The organism is Streptomyces sp. NPDC029292, from assembly GCF_055569295.1.
Window position 1 is genome coordinate 752,828 of the sequence record NZ_JBVHXR010000001.1, and the last position, 16,733, is coordinate 769,560.

Below are 16,733 nucleotides of genomic sequence, written 5' to 3' on the forward strand. Positions count from 1 at the left end.
CCTCAACGCACAGGCATCGCAAGGTACTTGTACTCCAGGAACTCCTCGATCCCGACCCGGCCGCCCTCCCTGCCGAGCCCGGACTGCTTGACCCCGCCGAACGGCGCGGCCGGGTTGGACACCAGCCCGGTGTTGACGCCGACCATGCCCACCTCCAGCCGCTCGCTGACCCGCAGGGCACGGTCCAGGCCCTCGGTGAAGACATAACCGACCAGGCCCCACGGGGTGTCGTTGGCCCGCCGTACGACCTCGTCCTCGTCGTCGAAGGTGAGGATCGCCGCGACCGGCCCGAAGATCTCCGTGTCCATCAGACGGCTGCCGGGGTCCACGTCCGCCAGCACGGTCGGCGGATAGAAGCGTCCCGGGCCGTCCGGCGCGGCCCCGCCGACCAGCACCTCGGCGCCCCGCCGCACCGCGTCGGCGACCAGCTCCTCGACCTTGGCGCGCCCGGCGTCGTCGATCAGCGGCCCCACGTCCACGCCCTCCCTGGTACCGGGCCCGACGACCAGCGCCCCCATCCGCCGCGCGAGCCGCCGCCCGAACTCGCCCGCCACGGAGGCGTGGACGAAGAAGCGGTTGGCGGCCGTGCACGCCTCGCCCATGTTGCGCATCTTGGCGGTCATCGCACCGTCGACGGCCGCGTCCAGGTCGGCGTCGTCGAAGACGAGGAACGGGGCGTTGCCGCCCAGCTCCATCGACGTGCGGACGACCGTGTCGGCGCACTGGGCGAGCAGCAGCCGCCCGACCTGCGTAGAGCCGGTGAAGGACAGTTTGCGGACGCGACCGCCGCGCAGCAGTGGCTCGACGACCTCCCCGGCCCGCGAGGTGGTGACGACGTTCAGCACGCCGTCGGGCAGACCGGCTTCCTTGAGGATCCCGGCGAGCGCGAGGCTGGACAGCGGGGTCTGCGGGGCCGGCTTGAGCACCATCGTGCAGCCCGCCGCGATGGCCGGGCCGATCTTGCGGGTGCCCATGGCGAGGGGGAAGTTCCACGGGGTGATCAGCAGACACGGCCCGACGGGACGGCGCATCAGCAGCATCCGGTGACGTCCGTCCGGCAGGGTGCCGTATCCGCCGTCGATGCGCACGGCCTCCTCCGAGAACCAGCGGAAGAACTCGGCGGCGTAGGCCACTTCGCCCCGGGCCTCGGCCAGCGGCTTGCCCATCTCGGAGGTCATGAGCAGGGCGAGTTCGTCGGTGCGGGAGAGAATGATCTCGTAGGCGCGGCGCAGGATCTCACTGCGCGCCCGGGGCGCCGTACGGGACCACTCCTCCTGGGCCTCGACGGCCGCGTCCTCGGCGAGCCGGGCGTCCTTCGGCCCGGCGTCGGCGACGTGGGCGATGATCTCGCCGGTGGCCGGATCGTCCACGGGCATGGTGGCGCCATCGGCGGCATCCCGCCAACTCCCGCCGATGAACAGCTGCTTGGGTACGTCGTCGATGATGCTCACGGTGTCTCTCCTGGCTGGTCGGCGGCGGGGTCGAGCAGTTCTGCGAGGTGGACGGCGCGGATGCCCCGGCCGCCGGCGAGGTGGTCGATCTGGGTGGCGCAGCTGAAGCCGTCGGCCACCACGACGGCTCCGCGGTCCGGGAGTTGGTCGAGGCGCGGTCCCAGCGACAGAGCGGCGACGGCCATCGAAGTGTCGTAGTGCTGTTCCTCGAAGCCGAAGTTCCCGGCGAGCCCGCAGCAGCCCTCTGCTTCCGCCACTTTCCGTACGCCGAGCCGGCGCAGCAGGTCGCGCGGGTGGCGGCCGGTGAAGGTGGCGTACTCGTGGCAGTGGGTCTGCAACAGGACGTTCGACGGCAAGGGCGGGGCGGTCCAGTCCGACGCTGCGAGGTCGGTCAGGGCGCCGGTCAGGGTGTGGACGCGGGCCGCGACGCGCCGGGCGGCGTCGGTGCCGAGGAGTTCGGGCACGTCGCGCTTGAGGGCGGCGGCGCAGCTGGGTTCCGCCACGACGATCGGCAGCTCCTCGCCGTCGAGATGGGCCACCGTACGGGCCATGACCCGGCGGGCGACGGCGAGTTGGCCCGTGCTGACCCACGTCAGTCCGCAGCACAGTCCGTCACGTGCCACGCTCGGAATCCCGGCGGCTGCCAGCACCCGGACGGCGGCCCCGGCGACCTGCGGACGGAAGGCCCGGGTGAAACTGTCGACGAAGAGCAACACCCTTGCCGGGACAGTCTGTTCGGCCCCAGGAGCCTCGCGCAGCGCGGAACGCAGTGCTGAACGCAGGGCGCGCCGGGAGGCGAAGGCGGGGATCGTACGTTCCCTGGTCACTCCCCCGGCACGGGCGAGCAGCCTGCCGAGCGGCCCGCGCAGGAGCGCGTTGACCGGGCGTGCCACGTATCCGGCCAGGGCTGAGGTGACGGGCAGCCAGCCCAGGGAGTAGTGGGAGCGGGGGCGCAGCCTGCCCTTGTAGTGCTGGTGCAGGAACTCCGCCTTGTACGTGGCCATGTCGACCCCGACCGGGCAGTCGGTGGAGCACGCCTTGCAGGAAAGGCACAGGTCGAGGGCGTCGCGGACCTCCGTCGAGCGCCAGCCGTCGCGGACGGTCTCCCCGCGCAGCATCTCCTGGAGCAGGCGGGCCCGCCCGCGGGTGGAGTCGTTCTCGTCGCCGGTGGCGCGGTAGCTGGGGCACATCACACCGCCCGCGTCGCTGCGGCAGCGACCGACGCCGACACAGCGGCGGGCCGCACCGGCGAAGCCCTCCTCGTCGTGCGGGAAGGTGAAGAGCGTGCGGCGGTCACCCACCGGGGGCGGCCCGGACAGTGCCAGGTCGGTGTCGAGCGCGGCCGGTGCCACGATGACGCCCGGATTCAGCAGCCCGTCCGGATCGAAGATCCGCTTGAAGGCGGCGAACGCCTCGATCATCGGGTGGCTGTACATGACCTCCAGCAACTCACCACGGGCCCGCCCGTCGCCATGTTCGCCGGAGAGCGTCCCGCCGTGCCGGACAACGAGAGCCGCGGCCTCCTGGAGGAAGTGGCGGGCGGCGGCCCGGCCGGTGTCCGTGGCGAAGTCGAAGTCGATGCGCACATGGACGCAGCCCGCGCCGAAGTGCCCGTACAGCACTCCGGTGAGCCCGTGCCCGGCCAGAAGTGTGCGGAAGTCCCGCAGGTAGGCGGCGAGTTGATCCGGGGCGACGGCCGCGTCCTCCCACCCGGGCCAGGACTCCCCGCCCTCCACCAGCCGGGCGGCGAGACCCGCGCCGTCCTCGCGGACCCGCCACAGGGAACGCCGCTGGGAGGCGCTCTCCACCACCCGGCCGTCGGTCATCCGGCCCGCCGCCTTGAGGGCGTCAAGGAGCTGGGCCGCGCGGGTCGCGACCAACGCCTCCTCGTCGCCGTCGAGTTCGACGTACAGCCACGCGCGCCCCGCGGGCAGTCCGGTGACGGAGTCCGGGCCACGCCGGGCGCGCATCGTGGCGACGATCGCCTCGTCCATGCCCTCCACCGCGGTGGGCGACCAGCGCAGGATCTCGGGGACGTCCTCGGCGGCGTCGACCACATCGTCGTAGCCGAGCGCGAGCAGCGCCGAGGCCGGTGCGGTCGCCACCAGGCGTACGGTCGCGGCGGTGACGACGGCGCAGGTGCCCTCGGTGCCCACCAGGGCGCGGGCCATGTCGAAGCGGTTCTCGGGCAGCAGGTGATGGAGCTGGTAGCCGGAGACCTGCCGGGGGATTCGTCCCAACTCCTTCCGGATCAGCGCCAGTTGATCGGCGATGAGCTGTCGCACGCCCTGCTCGATCCGGTCGACGTGGCGTACGGCGTCCGGATCGGCGGGGTCGGCCGCGCGCAGTCCGGTGTGATCGGCGACGGCGTGGACACCGTCGGCGGTGACGATCTCCAGGGACTCGACGTGGCCGCTGGTCCGCCCGTGCCGCACGGAGCGGTTGCCGCACGCGTCGTTGCCGATCATGCCGCCGAGGGTGCAGCGGCTGTGCGAGGACGGGTCCGGGCCGAAGGTCAGCCCGTACCGACCGGCTGCCGTCCGCAGCTCGTCGAGCACCACTCCGGCCTCGACGCGAGCGGTGCCCGCGTCCGCGTCGATGTCCAGGACGCGGTTCATGTGGCGGGAGAAGTCCAGGACGACCCCCGGCCCGACGGCGTTGCCCGCCATGCTGGTGCCGCCGCCCCGCGCGGTGACGGGGATGCCGGTCGCGCGGCAGGCGCGCAGGACGGCGCGTACGTCCGTGGTGGAGCGCGGGAAGGCCACGGCCCGTGGTGGAACTCGGTAGTTGGAGGCGTCGTAGGCGTAGGGGCCGGTGCGGCCCGCACCGGTCTCCAGCCGCATTCCGGGAGCGGTCTCCTCGATCTCGGCGACCACTCGCTCCAGGGCGTCGTCACCGCTCATCGCGCCGCCACTCCGGCCGCCACGGCGGCGCCCCACGCCCGCAACCCCTCGTCGACCGCCGTCTCGTCGATCACGAGCGCGGGGATCATCCGGACCACCTGGTTCCAGGCCCCGCACAGCAGCAGGAGCAGACCCTCGTCCACGGCGGCCCGCTGCACCCGGGCGGCGGTCTCGGGGTCGGGGCTGCCGTCCTCGGTGACGAACTCGCTGGCGAGCATCAGCCCCAGGCCGCGCACGTCCCCGATGGCCGGTGTGCCGGCGGCGACCGTTTCCAGTCCGGTGCGCAGCCGGGCGCCCATCGACTCGGCGTTCTCCACCAGCTTCTCGTCGCGTACGACGTCGAGCGTGGCGCAAGCCGCGGCGCAGGCCACCGCGTTGGCGCCGTACGTACCGCCCTGCGAACCCGGCCACGCCTTGCGCATCAGCTCTTCGGAGGCGGCGATGCCCGACAGCGGGAAGCCGCTGGCCAGCCCCTTGGCGGTGATCAGGATGTCCGGGGTGACGCCGAAGTGGTCGTGGCCCCAGAACCGTCCGGTGCGGCCCACGCCGGTCTGCACCTCGTCCAGGATCAGCAGGAAGCCGTAGCGGTCCGCCCGCTCCCGCAGCCCTTCGAGGAAGGCGCGGGGCGCGGGCACGTACCCGCCCTCGCCGAGCACCGGCTCGACGATGACCGCGGCCGTGTCGTCGGGCGAGGAGATCGTCTGGAGTGTGTAGTCGAGCTCCTGGAGAGCGAAGCGGGTGGCGGTCTCCTCGTCCCAGCCGTAGCGGAAGGCCGTCGGGAACGGGGTGACGACCACACCGCTCATCAGTGGAGAGAAGCCGGAGCGGAAGCGGGTGCCGGAGGTGGTCATCGACGCGGCGGCCACGGTCCGGCCGTGGAAACCCCCGTGGCAGACCAGGACGTTCGGGCGGCCCGTGGCCTGCCGGGCCAGCCGCAGCGCGGCCTCCACCGCCTCGCTGCCGGAGTTGGTGAAGAACAGACTGTCCAGCCCGGCCGGCAGTACCTCGCCGAGCTTGTCGACCAGCTGCCGCAGCGGCTGGTGCATGACCGTCGTGTACTGGCCGTGGACGAGCGTGCCCACCTGCTCCTGGGCGGCGGCCACGACACGGGGGTGACAGTGCCCGGTGCTGGTGACCCCGATACCGGCGGTGAAGTCGAGGTAGCGGCGGCCGTCTTCGCCGTACAGGTGGACGCCCTCGCCCCGGACCGCCACCACGGGCGTGGCCTGGCGAAGGTGCGGCGACAGTGCGGTCATGTTCGTCTCCCAGCGCTACGTCGTGAAGCGTGTCCGTGTGCTGAGCATCTCCGGGGTGCGGCGCTGCGACGACGTGCGATCTGTCCGCCCCGGTCCCCGTGTTTGGACGTTGTGTCAACGCGCCGTGGCCGCACCCCACTGCCCCTGCCGGAGACCACCGTAAAGAGCCGGCTCTTGCGCAGGTCAGGGACGCTTGTCAAAGTGACCGTTCACGCAGGGAGGCACCGTGAGCGAGCACCACCCGACGGCCCGGCCGCCGCACACCGACGAGCCGGAGACGACAGCAGGGCCGCCTCACACCGACGAGCGCGACACCGCGGGCCGTCCGCTCACCGTGGCCGACGTACTCGCGCTGCCCGTCCTGGCCGCGGGGCTGCCGCGGGTCGTCACGGGCGAGTCCCGGCTCGACCGGCCGGTCCGCTGGGTCCACATCACCGAGCTGACGGACCCCGCCTCCTTCCTCAAGGGCGGCGAGCTCGTCCTCACCACCGGCATGCCCCTGCCGGAGGAACCCGCCCAGGTACGCCGGTACGTCGACGAGCTCGCCGACATCGGAGCCGCGGCCCTGGTCATCGAACTCGTCCGCCGCTACCACCGTCCGCCCGAGGCGCTGGTCCGCGCCTGCCGGACCCGCGACCTGCCCCTCATCACCCTCTCCAAGGACGTCAACTTCCTGGAGGTCACCCAGGTCGTCCACACGCTCGTCCTCGGCAACCAGGCGGAGGCGATACGCAGAGCCCAGCGGATCCACGAGGCGTTCACCGCCCTGACGCTGCGCGGCGCCGGACCCGAGGAAGTGGTGCGCGTGGCGGCGGAGATGAGCGGCCACACGGTCGTGCTGGAGAACCTGGTGCATCAGGCGCTGATCTGCGAGCCGTCCGGCGGAAGTGCCGAGGACGCGCTGACCGGTTGGGAACGGCGCTCCCGGGCGGCCCCGTCCCGCGAACGCACGGAGGTGACCGGCCCCGAGGGCTGGCTCGTGGGGCCCGTGGAATACCGGGGCGAGCGCTGGGGGCGGGTGGCGATGCTGCCGGACGCGCCGTGCGCCCCGCCGTTCGGGCCCGAGGACATCACCGTCCTGGAGCGAACGGCCATGACCCTGACCATCGCCCGCCTCATCCACCCGACGACATGGGAACGCAGAGCGCACCGCACCACCCTCAGGGACATCGCCGAACAGCGCCACCGCTCGCCCGCCGAGGCCCGCGCCCGCATCGCCGCCCTGGGCCTGCCCACCGAGGAGAGCCACCACTTCCTCGCCGTACTGGTGGACACTCACTCGGCAGAAACCGCAGGGGACGACACGGATCCGGAGGCCTGCCTGTCCCGTGAGCTGGAGACGGCGGCGATCCCGGCGCTCGTGGGCCAACTGGCCCCCGGACGCCTCGGCATCCTGCTCGCGCTGCGCCCCTCCCAGCCGTGGCGCCCCACGGTCGAACGGCTGAGCCGCACCGCTCGGGCCCTGGACCCGCACGCGGTCGTGAGCGTCGGCTCCGAGGTCACCGCCCTCTCGCACGCGGCCCGCTCGTTCCGCGAGGCCGCCCGCGTAGCCGAGGCGACGCCACCGGACTCGGCGCGTTCGCCGGGCAAGTCCTTCCACGAGCCGTCCGACATCGGCCTGCGTCGGCTCCTCTACGCGTTGCGCGAGGACACCCGCATCCAGGACTACGCGGAGCGGTATCTCGGCCGCCTCATCGACCACGACGCCCGGCAGGGCACCGACCTCCTGCCGACACTGCGCCACTACCTGGACGCGGCAGGCAACAAGACGACCGCCGCACGCCGCGGCGACCTGTCCCGCCAGACCCTCTACCAGCGTCTCCGCGCCATCGAGCGCCTGCTCGACTGCGACCTCGAATCAGGCGAACAGCGCACCGAACTGCACGTGGCGCTCGCCGCCCTCGACGTCCTGCGGATCCGCTGACGGGGCAGATCGTCGCCGCGCCACCCCGCGATCGGTCAAAAGTCCTGGATCCGTTGCCTTCAGCGGCGGGTGGTCGGGATCGGCGCGGCGAGACCCGGGGGCCAGGCGAACGCGAGCTCTCCGCCGGGCGTGAGGCCGCTCCAGCGGTCGGCCAGTGCCGTCAGGGTTTCCGCCGCTGCGGCGAGGGTGGCTTCGCTGTACGGGAAGGGGCACTCCTCCACACTCCCCCACGCCTCACGCGCCGTGTCGAGCAAGGGAGTTGCCAGGGAGCCTTCGACGGCACGGTGCAGGACGCCGCTGAGCACTTCGGCGAGGGTGATCGAGCGTGCGTTGGCCGTGAGGATGCGGGCGCTGCGGACTGCCGCGTCATGGCGTGGCGAACCGGTGAGCACGCGCATCGAGGAGAAGACGGCCCCGGCGGCGATGCAGCCGAAGACGCCCGCGCCCAGCTGGAGCTCGCGTTCGGTGACGGCGTGGGCGAGGTCGTGCGGCACCCGGAACGTGCGGTCGTAGGAGCGCGTCTCCAGGGTCACGCCGTCGCGGCGGTGCACGACGACGCGACAGCGACCGCCCTCGCCGGCCGGTGAGAGGACAAGGCGCACGTCTCCATCTTCGGGACGCCCGCCCATGAGGGCCACCCCTCTATTCGAGTGCGTTCGGGCGGGCGAGCCTGAGGTCATAGGCGAGGATGACGGCCTGGATACGATCACGGGCTCCCACCTTCGCCAGGACGCGGCCGACGTGGGTCTTCACCGTGGATTCCGCCACGACCAGGCGCTCGGCGATCTCACGGTTGCTCCAGCCCTGGCCGATGGCGACCAGGATCTCGTACTCGCGTTCGGTCAGGGAGCGCACCCTGGGGTCGTCCGCTGCCGTACGGCTCGACGACTCCTGTGGCAGGTGCCGGGCGTAGGCGTCCAGGAGGCGGCGGGTCAGTGCGGGGGCGATGACGGCGTCGCCCGCCGCGACCGCGCGGATCCCGGCCAGCAGTTCCTCCGGGTGGGCGTCTTTGAGGAGGAATCCGCTGGCTCCCGCACGCAGGGCCGCGTGCGCGTATTCGTCCAGATCGAAGGTGGTCAGGATGAGGACGCGGGAGCGGTCACCGGAGGCGACGACACGGCGGGTGGCCTCGATGCCGTCCATGCCGGGCATCCGTACGTCCATGAGAATCACGTCCGGGCGGAGTTCGGCGGCCCTGCGGACGGCCTCGCCGCCGTGGGCCGCCTCCCCCACGACCTCGGTGTCGGGATTGCTCTCCAGGAGCATGCGGAAGCCGAGGCGTTGCAGTGGCTGGTCGTCCACGATGAGCACAGTGGTCACGCCGCACCGCCCGTTTCGGTCAGCGGGGTGAGGTCGAGGGTGGCCCGCACCGTCCATCCTCCGCCGGGGGCGGGTCCCGCGGTGACGGTCCCGTCGTAGAGGGCCGCGCGTTCTCTCATACCGGCGAGTCCGTGTCCTTCGTCGTGGGGCGGTCCGGGCCGGGCGGTTGTGCCACTCGGGCCGGTGTCATGGACGTCGATGTTCAGCTGAGTGTCCTGCACGCTCACCGTCAGGCCGACTCGGGTGTCGTGGCCCGCGTGCTTGAGGGCGTTGGTGAGGGCCTCTTGAAGGATGCGGTAGACGGTCAGCTGGACACCGCGGTCCAGGGTGTCCAGCTCGCCGCCGGTGCGGTAGACGACCTGCGGACCGGCCGCACGGATCCTGGCGCACAGGGCGTCGATGTCCGCTATGCCGGGCTGCGGGCTGAGTTCGGGGGTGTCGGGGGTGCGGGTCTGCTCGCGCAGGACGCCGAGCATACGGCGCAGTTCACCCAGCGCCTGGCGTCCGGTGTCACCGATGAGGAGCAGCGCCTGCTTGCCGCGTTCGGGCGCGAGGTCGGTCGCGTACGCGCCACCGTCGGCCAGCGTGATGATGACGGAGAGGTTGTGGCCGACGATGTCGTGCATCTCGCGGGCCACGCGGGTGCGCTCGGCGGCGGCGGCCAGTTTGCTGCGCTGGTCGCGTTCGATCTCCAGGCGGGTCGCGCGGTCGCGTAGGCCGGCGAGCTGGGCGCGCCGGATCCGTACGGCGAGTCCCAGCGCGACTGCCGCAGTTATCGTGCTGAGTAGGAAGAACAGCGCATCCAGGACCGACACCCCGGACGGCAGCCGTAGGGCGACCAGGCCCAGGGCGCCGGCCGTGACGGCGCAGGCCACGGGCAGCTGCCGAAGCGGCCCGTGCAGCACCAGGCTGTAGAGGGCGATCATCAGGGCGACGTCGCCGCGCAGCCAGACTCCCAGGGACCACTGGAGATAGAACACCGCGGCGATCACGGCGAACGCCAGTGCCGGCCTTCTGCGCCGCCACAGCAGGGGCAGTACCAGTCCGGCCTGCAGCGCGAGTGTCCCCGGCCAGGGCAGGCGGGTGAAGGTGGCGTCGAAGCGGTGCCGTTCGCCGTCGTGCACCAGGTCCGGCACGCAGAACATCAGAACCACGGCAGCGACCACACACGCGTCCAGGATCCACGGGTGGTTCCGGTCGCCCTCCTTGACCCGACGGCCGAGGCGGGACAACCGACTGGCCAGGGGGTGACTCCACAGGAGGTCCGCCTCGGCGGAGGGCAGCTGGGAGGGTGCCCCCGTGGGCGCCGCGTCGTCGATGCTCATGGGTGTCACTGGTCCGTGCTCATGGGTGTCACCTGTCCATTGTGTGTCCATCCGCGGGTCCGCCCATGCATCCGCCCGTCCGTCCGTTCGTGGGTGCGTCCGCCCGTGCGTGCGTGTGTCCGTCCGTGCGTCCGTCATGGCTCGGAGCGGCCGATCGGCGCGGCATCCGACCTGGTGACCCGGTCGGGTGCCGCGCCGGTCGCGGGGAGGGGCGTCGTCAGGCGTCGGTGCGTACGAGGCGGTAGGCGGCGCCTGCCAGCGCGAGCACGGTCCAGCCGAGGAAGACCGCGAGCCCGGCGGCGGGCGACAAGGTCGTCGCGTCGTGGTGCAGCGCGAACATCGCCTCGCCCGCGTTGCTGGGCAGGTACGGGCTGATGTTGTCCTGCCACGAGGTGGGCAGCAGCGAGATCAGGCCGGGAACCAGCATCAGCACGCCGACCAGGACCGCGATGCCACCGGCGACCGAGCGGAGCAGCGCGCCCAGGGCGGTGCCGATCACGCCGACCAGGCCGAGGTAGAGACCGGCGCCCAGCAGGCTCCGGACGACACCGGAGTCGGAGAGGGTGAGAGCCGCACGCGTGCCGGAGAGCAGACCGCCGGCGATGGGGAACGCGACGAAGACACCGATGGTGGCGACGACCAGGGCGACCAGCCCGAACACCGCCGCCTTGGACCACAGCACCGGCAGGCGGCGCGGAACCGCGGCCAGCGTGGAGCGGATCATGCCGGTGGAGTACTCGCCGGCGGTGACCAGAACGCCCAGGACGCCGAGCGCCAGCTGCGCGAAGTTCGTGCCGAACAGGGAGAGGCTGAGCGCGGTGGCCCCGGCGTCGTCCGGGCGCAAGGGACGGCCGGAGTTGAGCTCGGACTTGTAGTGCGCGGCGGCGATCACGCCGAACGCGATCAGGAACAGCAGGCCCAGGCCGAGAGTGATCCAGGTGGAGCGAAGGGACCACAGTTTGGCCCACTCGGAGCGCAGAACCCGACGCGCGGTGACCTTGTACTGCGGACGCGCCGTCGGTACCGGTGCGGGCGAGGAGCTGTCGGTCACGGTCATGGTGCTCGTGCTCATGCCGCCCTCCCGGAGGTCTCGACGGTGGTGGTGGCGTGGTACTCGACGGCGTCACGGGTCAGGTCCATGAACGCCTGCTCCAGGGAGACGGTCCGGGAGCTGAGCTCGAACAGCGGGATGCCGTGTTCGGCGGCCTTGAAACCGATGGCGCGAGCGGACAGGCCGGTCACGTGCAGCTCCTCGGAGCCGACCTCGCCGGTGATCTCGACGCCGGGGCCGGCCAGCACCTCGCGCAGGCGGGCGGGCTGGTCGGACGCCACGGTCACGGTGTCGCCGCCGGCCTGGCGGACCAGGTCCTGCACGGTGGTGTCGGCCAGCAGGCGCCCGCGTCCGACGATGATCAGGTGGTCGGCGACCAGCGCCATCTCACTCATCAGGTGGGAGGAGACGAAGACGGTACGGCCGTCCGCCGCGAGCCCGGTCAGCAGGTTGCGGATCCACAGCACGCCCTCGGGGTCAAGACCGTTGACCGGCTCGTCGAGCATGATGGTGGCCGGGTCGCCAAGGAGTGCCGCGGCGATACCCAGCCGCTGCCCCATCCCGAGAGAGAAGGCTCCGGCGCGCTTCTTGGCCACGGACTGCAGCCCGGTCAGCTCGATGACCTCCTCCACCCGGCGGCGCGGGATGCCGTGGGTGTGGGCCTGCGCCATCAAGTGGTCGAACGCGGACCGGCCCGGGTGGATCGACTTGGCCTCCAGCAGCGCGCCGACCTCCTGCAGCGGCGCGGTGTGCTGGGCGTAGCGCTTGCCATTGACGGACACGCTGCCGCTGGACGGCGCGTCCAGCCCGACGATCATGCGCATGGTCGTGGACTTGCCCGCGCCGTTCGGGCCCAGGAACCCGGTGACCGTCCCGGGCTTGACGACGAAGTCCAACTGATCGACCGCCGTCTTCTCCCCGTACCGCTTCGTCAGCTGCTGCGCCTCGATCATCGTTCTCCCTCATGTTCGGGGGGGCAGGACCCCGACTGGCTTGCTCACCCACCACGCTAGGAGCCCGCGGGCCGGGATCCGTGGTACTCCGGGGGTCATTGCGGTTGGGCGTGTAGTACCGCGGTACGACTGGGACGGCCGCGCCTGTCCTGGCTGGTCATGGGCTGCCGCCGTCGGCTAGGAGGGTGTGAGGGGGAGGTCGTCCGTGTAGGCGTTGACCGGCTGAGCGATGGGCTGGGTGTGCCGGACGTCGAGGGCGGCCGCCGCGGACCTCGTGCCCAGCACGCCTTGGGGGTGCCAGCTCCCGGTGACGGCCACCCAGGTGTCGGCGGGCAGGGCGGGAGTCCCGTACATCCGGACCTTGACGGACTGCGAGTCCGCAGCACAGCAGGTGAAGATGATCCGGGTCAGATACCAGCCACCGCCTTGTCCGACGGGCGTGACGAAGCCGGTCATCCGGACGGTGCGGCCTTTGATGCCGCGCTCGCGGTCCTGCTGCACGCGGGCGGTGAAGTCCGTGAGGGTCATGGGGACGGGCGAGGCCGCGGGCAGCGGCTCGAACCGCTTCTGCTCCTTGACCGCCTTGTCGTTCGCCCGCGATGCGGTGTACGCGCCGAGGGCGGGTGGGGCGTAGAGGAGGAGGCTGAGAGCGGGGAGGAAGAGCAGCCAGGCGACGCGGGGTGCGGTGGAGTGATCGTGTCCGTGACCGTGCCCGCGGTCGGGCCCGTGGTCGGGCCCGTGGTCGGGCCCGTGGTCGTCTCCCGGGTGATCGCCGCCCTTGCCGTCCAGGACGGCGCCCAACAGGCCCAGTACGAGGAGCAGGATCCCGGCTGCGATCAGCAGGGGCCGCAGCCCCTCCTTGACGTAGCGCAGGTAGAGGTCGCTGAAGAGGGAGGCGTGCAACAGGCCGACGCCGGTCAGGACGAGCAGGAGGACCTGCGGGTGGCGCTTCACAGCAGGCCGCCTCCGATCAGCACGCTGCAGACGACCGCCACGACGGTGGTCGCGCTGGAGAAGCGGAGGGCGAAGGCCCGGCCGAAGGTGCCCGTCTGAAGGGCGATCAGTTTCAGGTCGACCATCGGGCCGACCACCATGAAGGCCAGCCGCGCGACGGGCGAGAAGCCGGTGAGCGAGGCGGCGACGAACGCGTCGGCCTCGGAGCAGACCGCCAGGATGACGGCGAGCCCGGCCAGGAACAGTACGGAGAGCCAGGGCGAGCCGGAGAAGGTGTCCAACACGGAACGCGGTACCGCGACGTTGAAGGTGGCCGCAGCCATGGCGCCCAGCACGAGGAAGCCGCCGGCGTGCAAGAAGTCGTGCTGGAAGCCCAGGCGGAACTCGGTCCAGCGACCGTGGCCCGGCTGGTGTCCGGTGTGCCGGACGGCGGGCCGCAGCCACTCCGCGCGCCCCAGCCAGAGCCACAGCCACCCCATCACGGCGGCGGTGGCGAGCGAGGCGAGCAGCCGGGCCGCGACCATCTCCGGGCTGCCGGGGAAGGCGACCGCCGTGGCGGTCAGCACGATCGGGTTGATGGCAGGCGCCGACAGGAGGAACGCGAAGGCCGCGGCCGGGGTGACGCCACGCCCGATCAGGCTGTTCGCGACGGGCACCGAAGCGCACTCACAGCCCGGCAGGACGACACCGGCAGCGCTCGCGACCGGCACGGCGAGCGCCGGATGCTTGGGCAACAGCTTGCTGAACACCTGTGCCGGCACGAAGGCGTTGATCGCCCCGGAGAGGAGTGTGCCCAGCAGGAGAAAGGGCAGCGCCTGGACGGTGATGGCCAGACAGACGGTGCGCCAGGCCGCGATCGCCGGTTGGTTCAGCCACTGAGTCCCCGTGAAGGCGAGGACGACCGCCACACCGATGGCCATCGCGGCCCCGGCGACGAGCGGCCCTTGGACGGCGCGACGCTCGGGTGGGGCGGCGGTCAGCACGCTCGGCGGGGCCGCCACATCAAACAGATCATCCGTTTTTTGCACTTTTACTCCGAATATCGGATATTACGGCCGAAGATAGCGAGGACTCCGACCGCCGCCGCGCACACACGCCGTCGCGAACGAGTGATGGAATTCCGCCGCCGAGCCGGGTGACGGAACGGGCACCGGTGCACAGCGGCGTTGACAGTCGGAGCGAACCGCGTCACGGTGAGGTCCCGTCGCGCCCGGAGGTCGTCCATGGCTCCGTCGTCAGCACCTCCTTCCGATGCCGGAATCGTCGAACGCGTACGGGCTCTGCAGCCGCTCATCAGCGAGCACGCCCTGCGCACCGAGCAGGAGAGGCGGGTGACGAGTGAGGTCGTCGCGGCACTGACGGACGCCGGGATCTACCGGATGAACGTCCCCCGGCGGTACGGCGGTTACCAGACCCGGCTGCGGACCCAGGTCGACACCGTGGCCGAGATCGCCGCCGCCTGCGGTTCGGCCGCCTTCATGGGCCTGATCCAGGCCGGCTGCTCCTACATCGCGGCGCTCTTCCCCGACGAGGCGCAGGACGAGATCTTCACCAGCCCCGACGTACGGGTCGGCGGCACCCTCATTCCCGACGCCACAGCGGTCGCGACGGACGGCGGCTACGTGGTCAACGGCACCTCCGCCTTCGCCACCGGCTGCCAGGACGCCGACTGGCATCTGCTGACGGTCCGGGTCGAGTCCGGTGACGGGCCGCCCGAGGTGCTGTGGACCGCCGTCCCCATGGCCGATCTGGAGGTCCTGGACGACTGGCATGTCTCGGGTCTGGCCGGCAGCGGCAGCAACAGCGTCGCCGCCCACGACATCGTCGTACCCGCCCACCGCGTCCTGCCGATCGGGCCCTTGCTGGGCGGCGCCTTCCCGTCGAAGACCAACGCCGCCGACCCCTTCTACCGGATGCCGGTGCTGCTCCTGTTCTGCGCGTGGACGGCGCCGAACGCACTCGGCCTGGCGCGGGCGGCCCTGGCGGAGTTCACCGAGCGGATCCATCGGCGGGGCATCACGTACACCTTCCACGAGCGCCAGCACGAGGCGGCGGTCACCCATCTGCAGGCGGCCGAGGCGGCGATGAAGATCTCCTGCGCCGAGCTGCTGACCGGCGAGTTCGTCGCGCGGATCGAGTCCGGGGCCGACAGCGGCGATCCGTACACACCGGAGGAGCGGGCCAGGATCCGGGCCCAGAGCGGCTACGTGACGCGGCTGTGCAAGGAGGCCGTAGACCTGATCGGCTCCGCCTCCGGCGCTTCCTCCCTGCACCGGGAGGTACCCATCCAACGGGCCGTGCGCGATCTGCACGCCCTGAGCCTCCATTCGTTCGTCAACCCCGCCACCAACCTGGAGCTCTACGGCCGGGTCCTGTCCGGACTCGACGCCGGCACTCCTTTCCTCTAGCCCTCGCACAGCTCGCGCTTGATCACTTCACAGGGACATTGATCTGCAGCCTGTGGAGGCGGGGACTGACGTGCTGTCAGTGCCGGATGGCACGATCCGGCGTATGACGTCTTCGACAGCCGAGTCCTGGAGCCGCATCGAGGTATGGCTCGCGGAAAACGCGCCGAGCACCTTCGCCGAGCTGGCGCCTCCGGCCGATCGTGCGGCGATCACGGCAGCCAGGGGCGAAGAATCAGCCGCCTGGGGCAGCCGATCGAAGCCGTTCCGAGTCACCCCAGGGACCATCCACCCTCAACTGTCCTGTGCAACACGGCGAGTTCACGCTGCGTACCTTCCCGCTCTACTCGGCGCTCTTGCGGACACCGCCCGGCAGCCGTACACGCCCGCGACGGCCCGCAGGGCGCCATCGATCCTGAAGGGGGAGCACACTGGATACACGACCCGTAAACCGTGAGCGAGGTTTGGGGTGCCTTATGAGTACTCTCGAAGAACATGTCGACATCGGCGTCCCGGCCGATCTGGCCTGGGACCGCCTCCACCGCATAGAGACCTATCCGCGGTTCGTCGAAGGCGTACGTGAGGCTCGGTTGGAGGGCAGAAATCGAGCGCATCTGGACGTCGACGCGGGCGGCCGCACGCAGGGGTTCGACGCCGAGATCACCGACCGTGACCAGGAGCGCACGATGGAGTGGCAGACCACGAGCGGTCCCGACCTGGCGGGTTCCTTCTCGCTGCTGCCCATCGACGCGGAGAACACCCGGATCCAGGCCCGGATCGAGTACGACCCGGGCACTGTCAGGGAGACGTTCGGCGGCCCGAAGGGCTTCGCCCAGGTGGGCGCGATCGAACGGCTCGTGCGCAGCGACCTCGATCACTTCAAGGAGCTGGTGGAAGGGACAAAGTGACAGCGCACAGGCGCCGGGACTGGTCACCACCGCGCGTGGACGGACAGTGAGGACGAGCGGCATCGCCTCCCGGAGCCGGCACGGACGGCGTCACGCGTCACGGCGCCGCACCGCACGGCACCGCACGGCACCACACGTCACCTGCACTGACCACCGGATTGAGCCCAACGTGCCCGGCCTGTTCGTCTCCGGCCCGGCCGCAGCCTCGACCCTGGGGCCTCTGCTCCGCTGCGCCGCCGCGCCGCCGGGGCCGTCGTCACGGCACTCCGTGACTCGGCGACTC

Annotated in this window: 13 protein-coding genes; 3 read left to right on the forward strand and 10 right to left on the reverse strand. The window is 71.5% G+C overall.

Annotation, left to right across the window (positions count from 1 at the left end; all coding sequences use genetic code 11):
• Positions 1–2: 2 nt before the first annotated feature.
• Genes ACZ4WS_RS03480 through ACZ4WS_RS03490 form a run of 3 tightly spaced genes read right to left on the reverse strand, consistent with a single transcriptional unit; the run spans position 3 to position 5,610 of the window.
• Positions 3–1,442: an NAD-dependent succinate-semialdehyde dehydrogenase gene (locus tag ACZ4WS_RS03480; RefSeq protein ID WP_467977167.1), complete on the reverse strand. Its 1,440-nt coding sequence runs from the start codon at positions 1,440–1,442 to the stop codon at positions 3–5.
• Positions 1,443–1,447: 5 nt separating this feature from the next.
• Complete coding sequence (locus ACZ4WS_RS03485; RefSeq protein WP_467976696.1) at positions 1,448–4,354, reverse strand: FAD-binding and (Fe-S)-binding domain-containing protein; 2,907 nt, start codon at positions 4,352–4,354, stop codon at positions 1,448–1,450.
• Positions 4,351–5,610 (reverse strand): aspartate aminotransferase family protein, encoded by a 1,260-nt coding sequence (locus tag ACZ4WS_RS03490; RefSeq protein WP_467976698.1) that lies wholly within the window; start codon positions 5,608–5,610, stop codon positions 4,351–4,353. The genes ACZ4WS_RS03485 and ACZ4WS_RS03490 overlap by 4 nt, the downstream gene beginning before the upstream one ends.
• A gap of 226 nt (positions 5,611–5,836) precedes the next feature.
• On the opposite strand from ACZ4WS_RS03490, the gene ACZ4WS_RS03495 reads away from it, so the two are divergent.
• Complete coding sequence (locus ACZ4WS_RS03495; RefSeq protein WP_467976700.1) at positions 5,837–7,534, forward strand: PucR family transcriptional regulator; 1,698 nt, start codon at positions 5,837–5,839, stop codon at positions 7,532–7,534.
• Positions 7,535–7,593: 59 nt separating this feature from the next.
• On the opposite strand, the gene ACZ4WS_RS03500 is transcribed toward ACZ4WS_RS03495, so the two are convergent.
• The 7 genes from ACZ4WS_RS03500 to ACZ4WS_RS03530 form a co-directional block, all read right to left on the reverse strand.
• Entirely contained in the window at positions 7,594–8,136 is a 543-nt protein-coding gene (locus tag ACZ4WS_RS03500) for a hypothetical protein (RefSeq protein WP_467976701.1), read from the reverse strand.
• 40 nt (positions 8,137–8,176) lie between these two features.
• Positions 8,177–8,854, reverse strand: a complete 678-nt coding sequence (locus ACZ4WS_RS03505; RefSeq protein ID WP_467976703.1) for a response regulator — start codon at positions 8,852–8,854, stop codon at positions 8,177–8,179.
• A complete protein-coding gene (locus tag ACZ4WS_RS03510; protein WP_467976705.1) occupies positions 8,851–10,179 on the reverse strand; it encodes a sensor histidine kinase in 1,329 nt (442 codons plus the stop codon). The genes ACZ4WS_RS03505 and ACZ4WS_RS03510 overlap by 4 nt, the downstream gene beginning before the upstream one ends.
• 217 nt (positions 10,180–10,396) lie before the next feature.
• Positions 10,397–11,251: an ABC-2 transporter permease gene (locus tag ACZ4WS_RS03515; protein WP_467976707.1), complete on the reverse strand. Its 855-nt coding sequence runs from the start codon at positions 11,249–11,251 to the stop codon at positions 10,397–10,399.
• On the reverse strand, positions 11,248–12,183 hold the full coding sequence (locus ACZ4WS_RS03520) for an ABC transporter ATP-binding protein (RefSeq protein ID WP_467976708.1): 936 nt from the start codon (positions 12,181–12,183) through the stop codon (positions 11,248–11,250). Before ACZ4WS_RS03520 ends, ACZ4WS_RS03515 begins: the two co-directional genes overlap by 4 nt.
• A 177-nt stretch (positions 12,184–12,360) precedes the next feature.
• Positions 12,361–13,137 (reverse strand): TIGR03943 family putative permease subunit, encoded by a 777-nt coding sequence (locus ACZ4WS_RS03525; RefSeq protein ID WP_467976710.1) that lies wholly within the window; start codon positions 13,135–13,137, stop codon positions 12,361–12,363.
• Entirely contained in the window at positions 13,134–14,147 is a 1,014-nt protein-coding gene (locus ACZ4WS_RS03530) for a permease (RefSeq protein ID WP_467977169.1), read from the reverse strand. The genes ACZ4WS_RS03525 and ACZ4WS_RS03530 overlap by 4 nt, the downstream gene beginning before the upstream one ends.
• Before the next feature lie 213 nt (positions 14,148–14,360).
• Between ACZ4WS_RS03530 and ACZ4WS_RS03535 the strand changes: the two genes are divergently transcribed.
• Positions 14,361–15,545, forward strand: a complete 1,185-nt coding sequence (locus ACZ4WS_RS03535; RefSeq protein ID WP_467976711.1) for an acyl-CoA dehydrogenase family protein — start codon at positions 14,361–14,363, stop codon at positions 15,543–15,545.
• A 473-nt stretch (positions 15,546–16,018) separates the two neighbouring features.
• On the forward strand, positions 16,019–16,450 hold the full coding sequence (locus ACZ4WS_RS03540) for an SRPBCC family protein (RefSeq protein WP_467976713.1): 432 nt from the start codon (positions 16,019–16,021) through the stop codon (positions 16,448–16,450).
• Positions 16,451–16,733 lie beyond the last annotated feature (283 nt).